The 19,763-nt window shown below is 36.3% G+C and carries 17 protein-coding genes; 11 read left to right on the forward strand and 6 right to left on the reverse strand.

Going from position 1 to position 19,763, the window contains the following annotated elements; genetic code table 11:
* Positions 1-93: 93 nt before the first annotated feature.
* The gene (locus MJQ71_RS19835; protein ID WP_238808684.1) at positions 94-1,134 is read left to right on the forward strand and encodes a glycoside hydrolase family 43 protein; all 1,041 of its coding nucleotides are present in this window, start codon (positions 94-96) and stop codon (positions 1,132-1,134) included.
* Positions 1,135-1,201: 67 nt separating this feature from the next.
* Here MJQ71_RS19835 and MJQ71_RS19840 read toward each other — a convergent pair whose 3' ends face one another.
* The gene (locus tag MJQ71_RS19840; protein ID WP_238808685.1) at positions 1,202-4,324 is read right to left on the reverse strand and encodes a glycoside hydrolase family 9 protein; all 3,123 of its coding nucleotides are present in this window, start codon (positions 4,322-4,324) and stop codon (positions 1,202-1,204) included.
* A 357-nt stretch (positions 4,325-4,681) separates the two neighbouring features.
* Between MJQ71_RS19840 and ffh the strand changes: the two genes are divergently transcribed.
* The 3 genes from ffh to MJQ71_RS19855 all read left to right on the forward strand — a co-directional run bounded on the left by ffh (position 4,682) and on the right by MJQ71_RS19855 (position 7,952).
* A complete protein-coding gene (gene ffh / locus MJQ71_RS19845; RefSeq protein ID WP_238808686.1) occupies positions 4,682-5,998 on the forward strand; it encodes a signal recognition particle protein in 1,317 nt (438 codons plus the stop codon).
* Positions 5,999-6,210: 212 nt separating this feature from the next.
* The gene (locus tag MJQ71_RS19850; RefSeq protein WP_238808687.1) at positions 6,211-7,341 is read left to right on the forward strand and encodes an amidohydrolase; all 1,131 of its coding nucleotides are present in this window, start codon (positions 6,211-6,213) and stop codon (positions 7,339-7,341) included.
* 47 nt (positions 7,342-7,388) lie between these two features.
* On the forward strand, positions 7,389-7,952 hold the full coding sequence (locus tag MJQ71_RS19855) for a hypothetical protein (protein ID WP_238808688.1): 564 nt from the start codon (positions 7,389-7,391) through the stop codon (positions 7,950-7,952).
* A gap of 52 nt (positions 7,953-8,004) precedes the next feature.
* Here the strand turns inward: MJQ71_RS19855 and MJQ71_RS19860 are convergent, their stop codons facing one another.
* Positions 8,005-8,925: an alpha/beta hydrolase gene (locus MJQ71_RS19860; protein ID WP_238808689.1), complete on the reverse strand. Its 921-nt coding sequence runs from the start codon at positions 8,923-8,925 to the stop codon at positions 8,005-8,007.
* A gap of 123 nt (positions 8,926-9,048) precedes the next feature.
* Between MJQ71_RS19860 and MJQ71_RS19865 the strand changes: the two genes are divergently transcribed.
* Complete coding sequence (locus tag MJQ71_RS19865) at positions 9,049-9,633, forward strand: Crp/Fnr family transcriptional regulator (protein ID WP_238808690.1); 585 nt, start codon at positions 9,049-9,051, stop codon at positions 9,631-9,633.
* On the opposite strand, the gene MJQ71_RS19870 is transcribed toward MJQ71_RS19865, so the two are convergent.
* Positions 9,630-10,304: an ion channel gene (locus tag MJQ71_RS19870; RefSeq protein ID WP_238808691.1), complete on the reverse strand. Its 675-nt coding sequence runs from the start codon at positions 10,302-10,304 to the stop codon at positions 9,630-9,632. The genes MJQ71_RS19865 and MJQ71_RS19870 overlap by 4 nt on opposite strands.
* Before the next feature lie 148 nt (positions 10,305-10,452).
* Between MJQ71_RS19870 and MJQ71_RS19875 the strand changes: the two genes are divergently transcribed.
* Both MJQ71_RS19875 and MJQ71_RS19880 read left to right on the forward strand, forming a co-directional pair.
* A complete protein-coding gene (locus MJQ71_RS19875; RefSeq protein WP_238808692.1) occupies positions 10,453-11,604 on the forward strand; it encodes a parallel beta-helix domain-containing protein in 1,152 nt (383 codons plus the stop codon).
* Positions 11,605-11,628: 24 nt separating this feature from the next.
* A complete protein-coding gene (locus tag MJQ71_RS19880; protein ID WP_238808693.1) occupies positions 11,629-12,693 on the forward strand; it encodes an SO2930 family diheme c-type cytochrome in 1,065 nt (354 codons plus the stop codon).
* A 79-nt stretch (positions 12,694-12,772) separates the two neighbouring features.
* On the opposite strand, the gene MJQ71_RS19885 is transcribed toward MJQ71_RS19880, so the two are convergent.
* Positions 12,773-13,051: an Rdx family protein gene (locus tag MJQ71_RS19885; protein ID WP_238808694.1), complete on the reverse strand. Its 279-nt coding sequence runs from the start codon at positions 13,049-13,051 to the stop codon at positions 12,773-12,775.
* 73 nt (positions 13,052-13,124) lie between these two features.
* Between MJQ71_RS19885 and MJQ71_RS19890 the strand changes: the two genes are divergently transcribed.
* On the forward strand, positions 13,125-15,149 hold the full coding sequence (locus tag MJQ71_RS19890; protein WP_238808695.1) for a glycoside hydrolase family 127 protein: 2,025 nt from the start codon (positions 13,125-13,127) through the stop codon (positions 15,147-15,149).
* 46 nt (positions 15,150-15,195) lie between these two features.
* Here the strand turns inward: MJQ71_RS19890 and MJQ71_RS19895 are convergent, their stop codons facing one another.
* Positions 15,196-15,723, reverse strand: coding sequence for a C40 family peptidase (locus MJQ71_RS19895; protein ID WP_238808696.1), 528 nt, complete (start codon positions 15,721-15,723; stop codon positions 15,196-15,198).
* Positions 15,724-15,945: 222 nt separating this feature from the next.
* Here MJQ71_RS19895 and MJQ71_RS19900 point away from each other — a divergent pair, with 222 nt between their 5' ends.
* Together MJQ71_RS19900 and MJQ71_RS19905 are read left to right on the forward strand one after the other, a co-directional pair.
* On the forward strand, positions 15,946-16,785 hold the full coding sequence (locus MJQ71_RS19900) for a M23 family metallopeptidase (RefSeq protein WP_238808697.1): 840 nt from the start codon (positions 15,946-15,948) through the stop codon (positions 16,783-16,785).
* A gap of 50 nt (positions 16,786-16,835) precedes the next feature.
* Positions 16,836-17,900, forward strand: coding sequence for a 3-oxoacyl-ACP synthase III family protein (locus MJQ71_RS19905; RefSeq protein WP_238808698.1), 1,065 nt, complete (start codon positions 16,836-16,838; stop codon positions 17,898-17,900).
* Positions 17,901-17,955: 55 nt separating this feature from the next.
* Here MJQ71_RS19905 and MJQ71_RS19910 read toward each other — a convergent pair whose 3' ends face one another.
* The gene (locus MJQ71_RS19910; RefSeq protein WP_238808699.1) at positions 17,956-18,399 is read right to left on the reverse strand and encodes an RrF2 family transcriptional regulator; all 444 of its coding nucleotides are present in this window, start codon (positions 18,397-18,399) and stop codon (positions 17,956-17,958) included.
* 295 nt (positions 18,400-18,694) lie between these two features.
* Here MJQ71_RS19910 and MJQ71_RS19915 point away from each other — a divergent pair, with 295 nt between their 5' ends.
* Positions 18,695-19,750: a 3-oxoacyl-ACP synthase III family protein gene (locus MJQ71_RS19915; protein ID WP_238808700.1), complete on the forward strand. Its 1,056-nt coding sequence runs from the start codon at positions 18,695-18,697 to the stop codon at positions 19,748-19,750.
* Positions 19,751-19,763: the final 13 nt, after the last annotated feature.

Here is a 19,763-nt window from a genome sequence, read left to right on the forward strand (position 1 = left end):
GAGCCTGACTATGTTATGCTCCTGTTTTATTTTAAAGTATTTTTATAAAATCCATGCTAAAAAACTCGTTCAACCTCACTTTTTAAATATTCTATGAAAAAAATCATATTGAGTGTATGTTTCGCTCTGATATTTATCAACAGTTTGCTGGCTCAAAATTCTGAGACTTTTACCAATCCATTATTACCTTCGGGAGCTGACCCATATAGTTTTTATAAAGATGGCTTCTACTATTATACTCATACACTACAAAATAAATTAGTTATTTGGAAAACCAAAAACTTAGCAAATTTAAAAACTGCTGAGTCGAAAACCATTTGGATACCTCCCACAGGAACAATGTATTCCAAGGAATTATGGGCTCCCGAAATTCACTACATACAAGGTAAATGGTATATGTATTTTGCGGGCGATGATGGCGATAATAATCATCACCGAATGTATGTTTTGGAAAATACTTCAATCGACCCCATGAAAGGAGATTGGGTTTTTAAAGGAAAAATAGCCGACGAATCAGCAGATAAATGGGCGATTGATGGTGATATTTTTGAGAATCGTGGGCAATTATACATGATTTGGTCAGGTTGGGAAGGAGATAAAAATGGCCAACAAAACATCTATATTGCCAAAATGAAAAATCCTTGGACGATTATGGGTGGACGGATAAAAATATCGGGGTCTGATTTTGATTGGGAAAAACATGGTGACCTCAACGACCCAAATTTACCTCATGTAAACGTGAATGAAGGACCGCAAATATTGAAACACGGCAAGAAAATATTTATCATTTATTCAGCAAGTGGCTGCTGGACAGACTTTTATGCTCTCGGAATGCTTACCGCCGACCTAAATGCTGATTTAATGAATCCGAAGAGTTGGAAGAAATCTCCCGAACCATTATTTAAGCAATCTCTCGAAAATAAAGTTTTTGCACCTGGTCATAATTCTTTCTTTAAATCGCCTGATGGAAAAGAAGATTGGATTTTGTATCACGCTAATTCAGAGCCCAATCAAGGTTGTGGAAAATTCCGTTCACCGAGAATGCAAAAATTCACTTGGAATGCAGATGGAACACCGAATTTTGGCACACCTGTGAAGGAAAATGAAAAATTGGCAGTTCCTTCAGGTAAATAGTTACGGGAAAACTAAACGAAGCACACTTCAAAAGCATGCCTCGTTTAGTTTTTAAGAAAATCAAAAATTACTGATTTCCACAACCATCGATATACGCCTTAAAAACACTTCCTGCGGTTGCTTCAAAGCCATTTTCTAGTAAAATGCTTTTTCCTGCATCAAATTTCACATCAGTACCTGTTTTTATCAAAGTACTTCCTTTAATGGTTTGTCCAACTTCGTTTTTGATATTGGCTGTAATCGGTATTGTGAGTTTTAATTTATTTGGGCATGGTACATTATCAACTAATTTTGAAACAAGTCTTATGTAAATTGCTTGCGTATAAATGGCAGGTTCCGATAATTCCCAAGAATTTTCAGGAAAACTGGTATTCCAATCTTTATAGCTTTTCTGAATCGGATTATTTTGTGGTGGAGAAATTGTTCCTCCATAAGAAGCATCAGGCTGAAAAGTTGGGTTTGCTCCTCCCGTAACATATCCAGGCGGGGGGCCATTGGGCGAACTAAGTGCATTGTCATAAACAGTACCATCACCGAACCAACTATGGTAAATTTCATTTATCGAAGAATCGGCATCGGCTTGATACATATTGCTCAAATAAACTTTACCAATTGGATTTACGCCATGAAAATAATGCACATAACCAGCCGTAGCGTTTTGGTAATTGCTGGCATTAACTGCATTGAGTCCATATTTATTCATTGACCAATACATTGAACCTTTTCTTCCTTTGGTGGTGTTCGAGCCCCATGTATAATCTCCGTCTTTCAAATATGCTTGATAAACATCTAAACTTGAAGTAAAACTTGGCAAATTTTCGTTAGTTGATTCAATCGAATTGGTATATCGGCTCGTGATGGTGCTTGCTGTTGTTGCATTTGCTCCAACGGTAGCTGCGTGGTAAAGCAATGCATCTTGGTATGAACTCTCAAATGGATAAGCAAAATACCATTCTACCAAATGTGCATTAGCATAATTATTATCAATAAAAGTTTTATACTGAGTATCATTTGTCAAAGCAAAAAGATAGGAAGCAGCCGAAAGTTTCAGTGCAGTTTGATAGTCATAAGCCGCTACTTCGGGGTTTGCACTACTGAAACCCGCATTACTAAAAACTACATTAGGATTGGCCACCGCCCAAGCATAGGCATTGATTGCGGCCGTTTGAAGTTGGGTAGCAAAGCTCGTAAGCGAAGGAATTGTTTGGTAAATAATAGCTGCATGAGCAAAAATCGAAGCTGCCGTAAGCGTAGCACTTGTAGAGGCTGCACCGTACCTACGGAATGCCAAATCGGCACTTGGTGGCGATGTTGCCGCAAAATTAGTAACACTAACTTTACTCAAAACCGAACCATCATTATTCTGCATTTTCAAGAGCCAATCTAGTTCCCATTTCGTTTCATCCAAAATATCAGGAATGGCGTTGCCTGATTCAGGAATCCCAAAATCATCTGTCCAGATATTTGGTTTTTCCTGATATGCATAAAGCAAATCGTGCATCGGAGCATACGTAAAATTAGTATATTTGTTATAATCTCCTGCGTCGTGCCAACCTCCTGAAAGATTTTTGGAAGTCGAAACATTAGTATTTGAAACCAAACGAGAATCAATATCTTGCTCTGAATGCGTATGGCAGGCCATATCGTCGTGCCATTTATTACCTCCAAAAGTAGCTGGTTTGGCTGTACCACAACGTTGATAATAAAATACTCGAAGAGCGTGTTTAAGTACTTCTTTATAAACATCCGCTCGAATCTCGAAACTATACGAACGCTTATTTTGAGTTGCATCAAAAATATAATATGTGCCAACCGCTGTCAAAGCTGAAAAATCAAACCACCAAGCTTTATCACCCGATTGTGTATGCGTAGCCCCAGCATTCCAAGCAACGGCATTTCCTGAAAAAACGACCGAATTATCTTCTTCATTTCTGACTTCTAAAGTAGCAGCAGGTGTAAAAGACTGTCCATTATTATAACCCATAATTGGGTTACTTATCACACACACCTTTTGTGCCAAAGGCTGATATCCGAACTGGTCAATTTTGAAATGATTATCAATAATTGGCGTACTATTTTCTGTCTGAACTGTAATCGTCGAACTACCCGACGCACTTCCATTGCACTCAAAACATTTAGCAGAATATATTGTAGTTGTAGAAGGGCTTACCGAAATACTATTCGCTCGCTGCCCATTCGACCATAAAGGCATTGCTCCTGATGGGCAACCATTAGCCGAAATAGTCACGTTTTGTCCTACTGAAATAGTAGTATTATCAGGCGAAAGTGTTGGAGCAGTGGCATAATTTGGCGTCACAAATGTGCTTAAAGCAAATGGATTAATAAAACTCCAAATTTCTTGAGGCGTATCAAAATTGCCGTTTGCTATGCTTGCCCAACCATGCCCCCAGCCTTTGAGAGCCATTAAAACTATCTTTTTATTAGTTGAGCAAAAAGTGAGTTTATCAACATTGGCATTATGAACGCTCGTTGTGTATGTAGAAGTGCCGCAATTAAGCGACCCATAACTCGATTCAGGCCAAACCCAGCCTGGTACAGTTGGATAATTCGGAATTGGAAAATCAACCGTAGCATCAGCAGTGCCGTGTACATGAAAAACTGGCGTTTTAATGGCTGATGAAGTAAAATAATTGTTGACGTAGTTGTTTTCACCCCATACGCTTGCCGCTACGGGAGCAATGGCCGCAATTTTATCGCTAAGAGCCATACTCAAAAAATAGCACATAAAACCCCCACCCGAATGCCCAGTTGCATAAACTCTATTACGATTTGTACCATAACGATTGGCAAAATAATCAATCAAATCTGAAGTAAATTGTACATCGTCTGCTGCATTTGTTTCGCCCGAAGGGGCAAAACCTGCTACATTATCCGCATATTTATTCCATTGCTTGGTTCCCCAAATAGTAGTAGCGTCAGGATAAACAACGATAAAGTTTTGCGAATTTGACAAAGCATCAAAACCAGCATAACTTTGAATACCCGCTCCAGTTCCACCATCGCCATGATAAACAATTAATAAGGGCAAATCACAATCAGGGGAAGTATTTGGCAAATGGAAATTAAAAGTACGGTTTAATCCACCTGAAACTAAATTTGCCGTGCCATTGTAAGGTGTTTGGGCAAATATAGATAGGCTAATAAATGTGAGGATAAGAGTTTTATACATCTTTTGGCTATTTTTCCGAAAGGTATAAAGCAGGAACTATTTAAGATACAAATCTCTTGGTTTTTTACTTAGCGGTCAATTTGAAATTTTTTAGCAATTGAAAGTTCCTAGAAACTGACAAAAGTTGAAGATATAACTGCTTTTTTCAAAATTATAAGTAAAGAAAAAAGCAAAAACAGTGTAATAGCTCTGTATTTCAATAGGTTAAAAAAGAATACTTGAATCGTAAAAATAAAATGATTCAACAAAACTATTCAAGTTTTGGCACTAAAAAACTATATTTGCACCTTGTTTTAACTCACCGATTGAACAATTACCTTTTAGATAATTGTTGATTGAAAATTGTTAATTGAAAAAATGTTTGAAAATTTAAGCGATAAGCTCAATAAAGCCATAAAAACCCTCAAAGGGCAAGGCAGAATATCTGATATTAATGTGGCAGCAACTGTCAAAGAAGTACGACGTGCTTTGATGGATGCCGACGTAAACTATAAAGTTGCCAAAGATGTAACCGACCGTGTGCGTGAAAAAGCAATCGACCGAAAAGTAATGATTGCTGTTGAGCCGGGACAATTATTTGTAAAAATCGTGCAAGAAGAATTGATGGAACTTATGGGTGGACAAGCCCAAAGTATCAATTTGAAAGGCTCGCCAGCGGTGGTTTTAATTGCAGGTTTACAAGGTTCGGGTAAAACTACTTTTTCAGGAAAATTTGCTTCTTACCTCAAAAAACAAGGCCGCCAAGTTTTATTGGTAGCTTGTGATGTTTATCGCCCTGCTGCGATTACGCAATTACAGGTTTTGGGTGAGCAAATTGGCGTTGAGGTTTTCGCTGAGCCTGATAACAAAAATGCCGTTGACATCGCTAAAAATGCCCTAGCTTACGCAAAAACTAAAGGAAAAAGCGTTGTAATTGTCGATACGGCAGGTCGTTTGGCAGTTGATGAGGTGATGATGAAAGAAGTTGAAGAAATCAAAAAGACGGTTTCGCCGAGCGAAATCTTATTTGTGGTTGACTCAATGACTGGTCAAGATGCCGTAAATACAGCCAAAACTTTCAACGAAAGATTAGATTTTGATGGTGTTGTTCTGACCAAACTCGACGGTGATTCTCGTGGTGGTGCAGCTCTTTCAATCAAAGCTGTTGTTAATAAACCAATCAAGTTTATTTCAACAGGTGAAAAAATGGATGCCCTCGATATTTTCTACCCTGACCGTATGGCAAGTAGAATTTTGGGCATGGGTGATGTTATTTCCTTGGTTGAAAAAGCTCAACAAGCTTTCGACGAAGACGAATCTCGTCGCCTGAACAAGAAAATGCGTGAGAATAAATTTGATTTGACTGACTTTCTAACACAATTGGAGCAAATCAAAAAAATGGGAAATATCAAAGACTTGATGGGTATGATTCCAGGTGTTAGTTCTCAAATCAAAGATGTTGATATTAGCAATGATTCGTTCAAACCTATTGAAGCAATCATTAAATCAATGACGCCAAAAGAGCGTGAAAAACCTGATATTATTGATGGTAGCCGCAAGAAAAGAATTGCTGCTGGTAGTGGAACTGACATTCAACAAGTAAATAATCTTTTGAAACAATTTGACCAAATGAGAGGCATGATGAAAAAAGTTAATCAAATGCAATCAAGTGGTAAAATGAAAGCTTTTAAATAAGCGTTTTCTTTCAATAAAAAAGGTCAATAAGTTGCAAAGCTTATTGACCTTTTTTATTTGATAATTATGTATTAAATAGCTATTGCTTTCTTAACTGAAAATGAGCTATTTTGCTCATTAGATTTTTCATTCTAAAAATAAAAACTTTGAAAATACGATTATTAACGCTGATACTTTTTGCTAGTTTTCAGTCATTTTCACAAAAAAATACAATGACAACCGCTATCGAATTCAGACGACATATTCATGCCAATCCCGAACTTTCAACTGGTGAGAAAAAAACCAGTGATTACGTAGTTTCGGAACTAAAAAAGTTGGGCATCAAAAAAATCCATCATGGATTTTCCATGCACTCAATTTTGGCAGAAATTGATGGAAATGAGTCTGGCCCAACAATCTTATTTCGTTGTGAATTAGATGCTTTGCCTATTCAAGAAGAGAGTAATTTTGCTCACCGTTCAACCATTGAAGAGGTTTCGCATCAATGTGGTCACGATGGACACGCTGCCACAATGTTTCGTTTTGCCCAGAAATTAATGGAAATTCCTTTGAAGAAAGGCAAAATTTTGTTGTTTTTTCAATCTGCAGAAGAAATTGGATCTGGGGCAAAAGCTGCCATTGAGTCGGGTATTTTTAAACAATTCCCAATAGATTACGCCTTTGCATTTCACAACTTCCCAGGTTTTCCGATGGGCGAAATTATTGTTAAAAAAGGGCTTTTTACTCCTTGTGTAGAAAGTGGTATTTTTGAATTAATTGGCAAAACAAGTCATGCAGCCGAGCCATCGAAAGGTATAAATCCAGCTTTGGCGATAGCCGAAATCATACAGTATTTTGACTCACTAAACAATCCTGATAAAACAAGTACTGATTTTTTTGTTGCAACGCCAATTCATATCGAAATGGGCGAAAAAGCCTACGGAACTTCAGCAGGAAAAGCAACCATTGGTTACACTTTTCGCAACTGGGAAAATGAAAAATTTGATGCAATGAAAGCCAAAATCATTCAGAAAGTAGATGAAGTTTCAAATAAATATAAACTTGAATTTTCTGCTAATTGGATTGAATCTTTCAATGCAAATAACAATAACGCTACTGCTTACAATGAAGTGAAAATTGCTGCAAAAACGCAAAAATTTGATTTACTCGACCTCGAAAAACCATTTGAATTTGGCGAAGATTTCGGGCTTTTTACTAAGAAATATAAAGGAGCAATGTTTGGCATTGGCTCTGGTATTAATCAAGCTCCACTTCACAGCTCAAAATTCGATTTTCCTGACGAATTACTCGAAATTGGCAGTTCAATGTTTTATCAAATGTCGAAACAAATTCTCAACAAATAAACGAATCTGCTTGTTTGTGATATAAATTAAAGGACTTTTTTAAGAAAATGCACGAAATAGAACCAACTTATCACTGGCAAAAATATTACCAAGCAGAAAAAGATGCAAAGTCGCCATTTTATGGGCGTAATTACGGCAATGAGTATCAAAACACTATTTATGGTTATTATATTGACCCTTTTTGGGATGATATTGATTCTGAAACCCTATACTGCAAAATTTTGATTGTTGATTATCTTGAGCATTATGCCATTATCGAACTTTTTGGCGAATGGAACGATACTTTACACAATGATATTATGTTTTTAAAGCGAAGTGTGATTGATAAATTAGTCAAAAATGGTATCAATCAATTCATTTTAATTGGAGAAAATATCTTTCAATTTCATGGTGGCGAAAACGATTATTACGAAGAATGGATGGACGATATTGAAGATGGCTGGATTGCCGCTGTCAGTTTTCGGGAATTTATATTAGAAGAATTCAGCCGTTTTCACCTAGATTCGTATATCAATTTTGGTGGAACGCTTCAAATTGAAAATTGGCGAACAATGAAGCCTCACTTATTTTATGAATTAGTTAAAGGACTGATTTTAAGGAGATTAACTTAAAAAAACAGTAACGAGCTATCATTTAATTCAATAGCTCGTTACTGTCTTCTATTTATTTCATCAATTTTCTATCACGCAGCCAATCTTCCATTCGAGCTGCCCAAGTTTCTACTGGCCCACGGCCTTTTTTCTTGAGTCCATAACCGTGTCCACCTTTTTCATAGATATGCATTTCAACAGGAACTTTATTTTTCTTACAAGCCAAAAAGTAGCCAATACTATTTTCAGGCTGAACCATATCATCGGTTGTACTCACTAAAAATGTTGGTGGCGTATCCTTCGTCACTTGTTTTTCGTTTGAATATAACTCCATCTTTTCGATTGTCGGATTTTTACCAATCAGATTTTCTCTTGAACCAAAATGCGTAAACTTATCACTAAAAGTTATTACTGGGTAAATCAATAACGAAAAATCTGGTCTGACGCTCGTATTTGGGTCGGTGATCTCGCCAACTTGTGTATTGAAATGTGTTGATGCCGTTGAGGCTAAATGCCCACCCGCAGAAAAACCCATTATTCCAATTTTATCAGCAGCAACGCCATATTTTGTTGCATTTTTTCGTACAATTCTGATGGCTTGTTGTGCATCTTGCAACGGCCTAATTTCTTTATTATCAAACAAATTATCTTGTGGTAAACGATATTTCAAGACAAAAGCAGTTATTCCACGGTCGTTAAACCATTTGGCAATATCATATCCTTCGTGGTCGATTGCCAAAATCCAATAGCCTCCACCTGGGCAAATAATAACGGCTGCATCCGACGTTTTTTTCTTTGGCTGATATACATACAACGCTGGTTGGGTTACGTCACGCACACGAGTAATTCCATCCGTAGATTTAGAATCTTCTGGAATCTGAATTCCAGCTTTTAACCCTGGCGTACCTTCGGGATAAAGTAAAATGGTTTCGTTTTGAGCGTTGGCATTTGACAAAATAGTCATCAGAATTAAGACAAATAAGAAGTTTTTCATTGTGAGCAACGACGAATATTATTCGTCTAATAATTAATGGTTGAAAGATTAAACACAAAGTTGAAAAAAAATATTGTTTCTCGAAGTTTTTCTGTCAATATTGTGAAAATTTTCATCAAAATTATGCGAAGTGAATTTAAACATTGTCTCCAATTTTTTCAACAGATTCACCCACTCAAAGCTGAAAGTATAGCCGCTATTATTCCTTTTTTTTCTCTTAAAACCTTTAGTAAAAAAGAGTTTTTAGTAAAACAAGGCGAAGTTTCTACCGAATTATATTTTGTCTATTCGGGTTGCGTGAGAGAATTTTTTGAAGATTCCGATGCCAATGAAACAAATACTTGGTTTGGTTTTGAAAATTCGATTGCCATTTCTACATATAGTTTTTTCTCACAAAAACCAAGTTTAACTAACATTCAAGCCCTTGAAGAGCTAGAAGTTGTGATTATTAAACACAAAGATTTACATCAACTTTATGACCATTTTCACGATGTAGAAAGACTTGGACGCTTAATTGTTGAGCATTATTTGGTACAGATTGAAGAAATGAAACTTATTCTTCAAACACTTTCTGCAAGAGAACGCTACGAACATATCATGACACACAATCCTGAATTTATTCAACGTATTCCGCTTAAATATTTGGCTTCCTTCCTAGGTATTCAACTCGAAACCTTGAGCAGAGTCCGAAACCAAAAACTTTCTTAATCTTCTGTTCGTGAAGCGGTAAATTTACTAATCAAAATTCCTACTAAAACGACCGAATAAAACTGTCCGATAATACCAAAAAGAGAAGTTATTAATTTAGTAACATGGTTGTTTGGCAAAATATCACCGAAGCCAATACTTGTCATTGTGATGCTACAAAAATAGACCAAATCCATGTAAACTGCCGATGGACTAGACATATCAAGGCCATTAAAAGAATGAGAATCGGTATAAAAAAATATTTGCATCAAAAAAACGCACACTTCAATCAAAAGAAAATAACCACAAGCCGATGCCGAAATAATATCAGTATTGATATAACTTGGTTTGATTAAAAACCGCACGATTTCTAAAAAAATGAACAAGAAAAAAAGTACATAAGCAGTACTCACAAAAATCATAAAATTGGGCGAATTTTGAATAAACGAAAGGGAAATTGGCAACGTAAAAACCAGCAAAAAAAGAATATTCCGAACTGTATTTTTGAACCTTCCTTTTTCAATAAAAACCCCAACACTCGCAATACCCAAAATAAGCATATTGATTGGCCAAATAACTTTTACATAAAAATCCATATCATGCAAAACAATTCCTACGAAAAGGTGTTGTATCAAGGCAAAAAGTAGTAAAATGTACTTTCGTTTATTGAGAAAATAGCGAACTTCTATCATGTATTTTTCTTAGATTTTTTCTGCAAATTCCTCATTCCGACGCAATAATCCAAATAATGTTAAACCCAATAATTTGACATTTATCAAATGCTAATTTCAATAAAATAATGTTATTTTGAATCTTAATCTATTCAACCTCTATCTAATCATGAAAAAAAACATTCCTTTTCTTAGTCTAATTTTACTTTCCTTCTCCGTTTTTTCACAAAAAGATGTACAAAAACGTATTCAAACGCAATTCATTTTAGCCGAAAATGGTTCTACTATTACACTAGACGAAGGTTCATTTACTTTTACAGGAAGCCTTTCGTTGGAAGGCAAAAAAAATATTACTATCAAAGGTAAAGGTAAAGACAAAACGATTTTATCATTCAAAGGACAAACCGACGGAGCAGAAGGAATTAGGGTTTCTAATGCAGAAAATATTACGATTGAAGATTTAACGGTACAAGATTCAAAAGGCGATGCCGTAAAAACAATGAACGTAATCGGTATTACGTTTCGCAATGTAAAAACCGAATGGACTGGCGAACCAAAAGCAGAAAACGGTTCTTATGGCCTATATCCAGTGCAATGTGAAAAAGTTTTAATTGAAAATTGTGAAGCCATCGGGGCATCAGATGCAGGCATTTATGTTGGTCAATCGAAAGACATCATTGTCCGAAAATCAAGGGCGTATCATAATGTGGCAGGCATTGAAATTGAAAATTCGCTCAATGCAGAAGTTTACGAAAATGAAGCAACTGAAAATACAGGCGGGATTTTGGTATTCGATTTACCAGATTTAGTTTTGAAAAAAGGCGGTTTCACGAAAGTCTATAACAACAATGTTCACCATAATAATTTCTTGAACTTTGCTCCAAAAGGAAATATCGTTGGGAAAGTACCTGACGGTACGGGAATGTTAATTTTGGCGGCAAATCATGTAGATATTTATGACAACCAAATCATAAACAATAAATCAATGGGTATTGGTATTATTAGCTATTTTACAACCGAAAACCCAATAAAAGACAAAGATTATTATCCTTATCCCGAAAAAATCAGTATTCGTAACAATACTTTTGAGCGTGAAAAAGTACGAGCAACTAGTAAAGGCAGATTCGGCAAGATTTATAAATACAAACTACGTTTTGGTAAGGATGTGCCACATATTTTGTGGGATGGTATCGTAGACAACAAAAACACCAATTCGGTGCTTTGTATCAAAAACAACAAAAATGAATCGTTTGCCAATATGGACGTTGAGAATAATTTTAAACAAATTTCTCGTGATGCAAGCCCGCACGATTGCAAGTAATTTCAGAAAGCTTTTATCATTATAATGAAAAAAATAATATTATTATTCACTTCAATCAGCATTTTTGCGTTATCAGCTTTTCATCAAAAAAGCGATATTATAGCGAGTTTGCCTAAAGAAAAACTTTCAGACTACGGTTTTTTTGAAGGAAATGGTTCGGAACAAAAACCTGCATTGGGCGTTTATACATACTCACTGAATACACCGTTGTTTACCGATTACGCAGAAAAACTTCGTTTCGTAAAATTACCGAATAATCAAACTGTGCCTTATAATGATAGAGAAGTGCTTGAGTTTCCTGTTGGCTCGGTAATCATTAAAACTTTCTATTATCCAAATGATTTCAGAAAGCCAGAATTAGGTAGAAAGTTAATCGAAACCCGTCTTTTACTACATGAAGAAGATGGGTGGAAAGCCTTAGATTATGTTTGGAACGACGAACAAACAGAAGCTTTTTTAGAAGTAGCAGGCGATGTGAAAGAAGTAAGTTACATTGATGCTCAAGGAAAAAAGAAAAAGCATGAATACGGAATCCCGAATATTAATCAATGTAAAGGTTGTCACAATAGAAACGAAAAAATGTCCCCAATTGGGCCTTCGGCTCGACAGCTAAATGGTGAATATTCAGCTTGGAATATACCAAAAGCTACTGGGGTTCCACAAAATCAATTGCTTCATTGGCAAAAATTAGGTATTTTGACCAATTTGCCCGCTATCGAACAAGTGCCAAAAGCGGCCGTTTGGAATAAGCCAGAAAGCGGTAGTATCGAAGAAAGAGCCAGAATTTGGCTTGATATCAACTGTGCTCATTGCCATCGAATGGGTGGTCCCGCTCAAACTTCAGGCTTAAATCTAAGTATTTATGAGACTGACCCGATTGCTTACGGAATCTTAAAAACGCCCGTAGCAGCTGGACGAGGTTCGGGAAATAAAAAATACGACATCGTGCCAGGTAAACCTGATGAGTCAATCATTGTTTATCGCATGGAATCAAATGACCCAGGTGTAATGATGCCCGAAGTTGGTCGAAAGACTACCCATAAAGAAGGAGTTGAATTAATAAAAGAATGGATTCGTTCGATGAAATAGATACAAAAAACAGACGATGAGAAATGGGCAAAACACACTTTTCATCGCCTGCTTTTCAAATCATTTTATTGTGTTCGTACTATTTCTTATCGCTATGTCCCAATGATTTTTCGGGAGCGACCAAATCTCTCACCAATTGCTTCAACTCTTTTATTTCAGGGAAATGACCTTCACGCTTACGGTCAAAAATCACTTCTTCATTCAACAAAACTTTAAAACTACCAGCTATTTCGCTCGGTCGTAAGCTAACTTCGCCGAGTTCTTCTTCAAATGTTGTCAATAATTCTTGAGCCAACCATGCCGAACGTAGCAACCAATGGCATTTTGGACAGTATTCGAGCGTAATTTTTGGTTTCATATTTTTAGGAATGTTTTGAGCAAATAACGAAAAAATATTTCTTATTTTTATAAAATTTTCAACCCTTCTATCTATGAAACGTTATATTTTTCTTTTCTTTTGTTTATGCTCAATAGCTACTTTTGGTCAAATTCAAAAAGATTATCCTTATCGTGGCGTCCCTTTTACTAAAGTTAAACTTAACGATAATTTTTGGCTACCTAAACTCGAAATCAATCGAACCGTTACGATTCCGTGGTCTTTTCAAAAATCGAAAGAAACTGGTCGTATCAAAAATTTTGAACAAGCCGTTTCTCACACTGGTAAACTTTGCACTACCTACCCTTTTGATGACTCGGATATTTATAAAATAATTGAAGGTGCGGCTTACTCTCTCCACGTAAAATACGATGCCAAATTAGATACTTACTTAGATTCACTCATTACCCTCATCGGTAAAGCCCAAGAACCAGACGGTTATCTATATACCACTCGCACAATGGGCGATACAACTCATCCTTGGATTGGCAAAGTTCGCTACGAAAAAGAACATGAACTGAGCCACGAACTATATAATATGGGGCATTTTTATGAAGCTGCAACAGCTCATTATTTGGCAACCAACAAGCGAAATATGCTTGATATTGCCATCAAAAATGCAGACCACTTATTAACTGTTTTTGGGCCAGGAAAAAAAGCCGTTGCTCCTGGCCATCAAGTAATTGAAATTGGTTTGGTGAAACTTTACCGAGTTACAGGCAATCAAAAGTATTTTGATTTATCAAAGTTCTTCATTGACTGTCGAGGACAGCGAAAATATGAAAAGAAAACGGGAGATAAAGATGCAACTGTCTGGCAGACAGGAGCTTACTGGCAAGATAATATTCCCGTAACACAACAAACCGAAGCTCTGGGGCATTCGGTACGGGCAGCTTATTTGTATGCTGGTATGGCAGATGTAGCTTCAATGACTAATAATTTGGATTATTTAACAGCTCTCAATAAAATTTGGGACAATGCTTTTACCAAGAAAACTTACATTACGGGCGGACTTGGACAAGCAGGAAATTGGGAAGGTTTTGGCCCTGACTACGAACTATCAAATCATTCGGCTTATTGCGAAACTTGTGCAGCAATTGCGAGTGTTTACTGGAATCATCGGATGTTTATGATGTACGGTGATTCAAAATATATTGATATTTTAGAAAGAACTCTTTATAACGGTCTCATCAGCGGAATAGGGTTGGATGGAAAATCGTTTAACTACGAAAACCCAATGGAATACAATTTTCAAAAAGGCAAATTGAGCGGCGAAAATAAGCGTTCACCGTGGTTTGGTTGTTCGTGCTGTCCAACAAATATTTGTCGATTAATGCCTTCGATTCCAGGCTATGTTTACGCCCAAAAAGATAATCGTGTTTATATCAATTTATTTATGAGTAATTCGACTACTTTGGAGATTTTACCAAAAGAAAACGTGACAATTACACAAAATACAGAATACCCTTGGCAAGGATTAGTATCCATTTCGGTTGAGCCTAATAATAAAAGTAATATTCAATTTCCGTTATATATTCGTATTCCAGGTTGGGCAAAAAACGTGGCATTTCCTACCAACTTATATAGTTATAAAGAAAAATCACCTAGTTCTGTGTCAATTAAAATCAATGGTAATGATGTGGCATATTCAGAAGAAAATGGCTACGCAATCATTGATCGTATTTGGAAAAATGGAGATAAAGTTCTTTTGAATTTCCCTATGACTATTCACCAAGTAGCCGCAAACGAAAAAGTAAAAGATAATATTGGCAAAATGGCTATTGAGCGTGGGCCAATCGTTTATTGTGCCGAATTTGCTGATAATAATGGAGCTACATCTAACCTTGTTGTACCTGATGACCAACATTTTTCAGAAGAATTTAAACCTAATTTATTGAATGGGGTAATGACTTTGAAAGGAGCAAGTCATGCGATTCAGATAGAAAACAATGTAAACGTAAGCACTAAAACGCAGCCATTAGTTTTGATTCCTTACTATGCTCGCTCTAATCGTGGACAAGGAGAAATGCGAGTTTGGTTTCCTACGAAGATAAAAAATTTGGAAATTCTGACTGAGTAATTTATTGCTTTTTGAAGGGTGAATGTTAACATTCACCCTTCAAAAATTATCTATAACAATCTATTACTCGACGAACACCAACAAAATGTGACGAATAATATTTGTCCTGCAAATAGCTAACAGTGACACCTTTGCTACTTGCCGAATGTATAAATTTCAATCCATTTTTACCATATTCTACCACAATTCCAACGTGAGAAACGCCACTTTTTGGATTAGTACCTCTTCTAAAAAAAATCAAATCACCAGGCATGGCTGTTTCAGTTTCAACGTCATAGCCGAGTTTGACAAGTTCAGTGCTGCACGCACCTAATTTCATCCCAAATTTCTTAAAAACATAAATCACAAAACCCGAACAATCGAAGCCATTGGCGGCTTTTCCTCCACGTCGGTAGCGTGTTCCTATAAATTTTTTGGCATATCGCTGAACGTCATTACCCAACTTTAAATAATAGTTTGGAGCGGATGCTTCAGTTTCAGAAATTGGTTTCTTTTTGAAGGGTGCTTCGTCATTGGCGATGCCAGATAACGACAAAATAACAAGAAACGAACCGACTAAAAACTTTTTTGACATACAAATATTTATTTGGTTCAGATGCAAAATTAAATAAATACAAATTAAAATAAACTTAAAATATTGATAATTAGCAAATTAGTTAAAATAAATATAAAAATAATTCTATTTACCTATAAAATATTTTAAATTTAGTCAACATTTTAAGTATGATAATTCTGTATTAGATAAGTATTTTCTTAAATTCGTGCTTGAAACAACCGCAGCGAATAGTTGAGAGGCATGATTAAAATTTTTGTTTTTTGTTTAAACTTCCTGATTTTTCAGAAAGATAGTAACACTATTACCTATAAACAGTACCTCGGCGTTATTAACGGATATAAACAATTATTGGTCGATATTCGTGAATATAAACTTACTCCAGACCAAGCTCGTGAACGTTTTCAGGAGATGATGTTTGTGATGAAAAAGGCTCATCCATTAGCTCGTTATGACTCCACTCAAGTCAATATTTGCTTTCCCCTTTTAGGATTCGATTATCGAGCCGTTGGTGGTTATGGAAAAGGATTCATTCCGAACGGTTATGATTTATTTGACCAAACAAAAAAAGGTAGCCATCCTGCCCATGATATTTTTATGAAAGATAAAGACCAAGATTGTCGGGATGACCGCACCGAAGATTATGTTTCAGTGCTTTCGGTTTCGGATGGAGTTGTGATTGCTACCGAAAATAATTGGCAAACTGGCAGTGAATATCGAGGTGGAAATTATATTTGGGTGTATGACACAAGCACTGGCGGGCTTTGGTATTATGCTCACCAAAGAGAAATTTTCGTAAAAACAGGTCAAGCTGTACGGGCTGGTCAAAAAATTGCTCTCGTCGGCAGAACAGGTTTTAATGCTGCGATGCCACGTTCAGACACACATTTGCACCTAACTTACTTACGAATTGATGAACAAGGAAATCCATTTCCAGTCAATACTTATGGATGGTTAAAAAATGCGACTAATATGCTTGACCCTCGTATTGCGGTTGATTTAGAACCAATTGAATTACATTCAACTATCGAAAAATTACCCGTAAATCCGCCAAAACTTCCTGCTATAAAGAAAATTCGCTAATAAAGTTCACAACTTATTCATGACAAAATAAACTATAGACTAAGCAAAAATTGAAAACGATTATTAAAGGAACTGGGAGTCATTTGCCCGAACGAGTAATAGAAAACTCCTATTTTTTGGATAGACAATTTATGGATTCAAATGGAGTCGTCAATCCAAAACCTGCTGAAGAAATCATTGCAAAATTAGAAGCTATCACTGGTATCAAATCAAGAAGATACATTTCAGAAACGGGCGATTCGGTGCCATTAATGGTTGAAGCATCCAAAAATGCCATTATTGATGCAAGCATTGACAAAAATCAAATTGATGGAATCATCGTTGCACATAATGCTGGCAATATGCTTGAAGGACAATTAGGCTTTCATACAGTACCCAATATGGCAGCTTTGCTCAAAAATAAATTAGAAATAAGCAACCACGAATGCTTTGCATATGACCTGCTATTTGGTTGTCCAGGTTGGTTACAAGGTATCATTCAAGCCCATCAGGCCATTCAAATGGGTGATGCAAAAAATGTGCTAGTGGTAGGTATTGAGGTGGCTTCTCGTTTGTTAGACCCGTATGATTTAGACTCGATGATTTTGGCAGATGGTTGCGGTGCAGCCGTCATTTCAGCTTCTGAAACTGAAACAACTGGTATTATTTCCTACGCTACTTTTTCTCATGCCCAAGATGATATTTCTTGCATTTATTTGAGTGGTTCTTACAATAAAGAGTTAAATAACCCAACTTTATTCAAGATGAACGGTAAAGATGTTTATAAATATGCCACCGTTTGGGTTCCAAGAGTGATTAAGAAAGCTTTAGATAAAGCAGGTTTAGATGCAGCAGACGTCGATATGTTTTTATTCCACCAAGCAAATGGCAAAATGCTGCACGCTTTTGCTAATAATTTGGCACAAATGTACAATATCGAAGGCTTATCTTTTGAAGGGAAAATACCGACAACTATTGAATTTACAGGTAATACTTCGGTAGCAACAGTTCCGACAATGCTTGATTTAATTAGAAAAGGAGCTTTGGAAAATTATGAAATTAAAGCAGGAATGAAAGTCGTTTTGGCTTCTGTTGGAGCTGGAATGCACTGTAATGCAATCGTTTATCAGTTTTAGTGCCAATTTTAGCCCGAAGTTTTAAAATTAGACTTAAAACTTCGGGCTAAAAAATTTATTTTTCGGTCATTGCTCGCTCTTCTTCCGTTTCCATCAAATCTCTCAAAGTTGTATTTTCATAAACGGCCAAATTTGCATCTCTTACTCGCTCCATAATTGGTCTAATTTTACAAGTTTTTTCATCAGCACAATCATCGCATTTGCCATAAAAATGTAGCGACACACACAACATTGGAGCAATTGGGCCATCAACGATACGCACAATTTTGGCAATCGAAACTTGCTCAGGGGGCATCCTAAGTTGGTAACCTCCGCCTTTACCTTTTTGGCTATGAAGCACGCCATTATTGCGGAGTTCTAGCAATATAGCTTCTAAAAATTTCTTTGGAATATTTTGCTGTTCAGCAATATCGGCAATCAAAATTGGTTGCTTCGATTCGTATCTTTCTGCAAGAACTTTTAAAGCCTTTAGGGCATATTTTGCTTTTTTGGAAATCATTTTGCTTGTATTGACGAAGATTTTCAAGAAAACAGCCAATCAAAAAGCTGCATTCGTATTTAGCAAAAGTACAATTTTTCATTCATTCTACAATAGTTTTGTTTGAAGGTCATAAAATCTATCATTCGTTATTATTTCAATTCTTTCAAATAAATTTTTATTGAAATAAACAACCCACCGCTAAAGTTTATTCAGCCAAATAAATATTTTGTTTTTATCACATTTCTAATATTTTTTTGTACAATCAAATGTTTTTATTGTAAATTAGCACCATTACACTGAAAACACAAATAATATGCTACATTCAAAAATTGCGGGAATTGGTTACTATGTTCCTGAAAAAGTAGTTACAAATCATGATTTGATGAAAGTCATGGATACGACCGACGAATGGATTCAGGAACGTTCGGGCATTAAAGAAAGACGTTACGGAAAAAAAGGCATTGAAACGCCAACAACAATGGCAGCGGAAGCAGCAAAAATTGCCTGTAAGAGAGCCGAAATTTTGCCTGAAGATATTGATTTTATTGTTTTTGCTACACTTAGCCCAGACTATTATTTCCCTGGATGTGGGGTACTTTTGCAGCGAGAATTGGGTATTTCGCACAAAGAAATGGGAGCTTTAGATATTAGGAATCAATGTTCGGGCTTTATCTACTCTCTTTCGGTGGCTGATCAGTTTATTAAATCAGGTATGTACAAAAATATCTTAGTGGTTGGCTCAGAAATGCACTCAATGGGCTTAGATTTTACTACTCGTGGCCGTAATGTTGCTGTCCTTTTTGGTGATGGTGCAGGAGCAGTAATTTTACAACCAACCAAAGAAGATAACAAAGGAATTTTGACAACTCATTTGCACTCTGATGGTACTTATGCCGAAGAATTAGCGTTGATTAGTCCAGGTAGTCATGGTGGTTATCATTTGGGAGCAGAGCAATTTGGTTTTCCTGATACTGAATACGGTGAAATCTTTGTGTACGAAAACCTTCTCGAAAACAAAACTTACTATCCAAACATGAACGGGCAATTGGTTTTCAAGACAGCAGTTACGAAGTTTCCTGAAGTAATCATGGAAGCACTCAACAAAACAGGCTTAACGGTTGCTGATATTGATATGTTAGTACCGCACCAAGCCAACCTCCGCATTGCTCAATTTGTGCAGAGAGCATTGAAATTACCAGATGAAAAAGTATTTAATAATATCATGAAATATGGAAATACGACAGCGGCTTCAATTCCGATTGCACTTTGTGAAGCGTGGGAAGCGGGAAAAATCAAAGAAGGAGACCTTGTTTGTTTGGCTGCTTTCGGAAGCGGTTTTACTTGGGGTTCGGCATTGATTCGTTGGTAATTTTTCTTTGAAG

It is taken from the genome of Emticicia aquatica, assembly GCF_923079645.1.
Lineage (GTDB): Bacteria > Bacteroidota > Bacteroidia > Cytophagales > Spirosomataceae > Emticicia > Emticicia aquatica.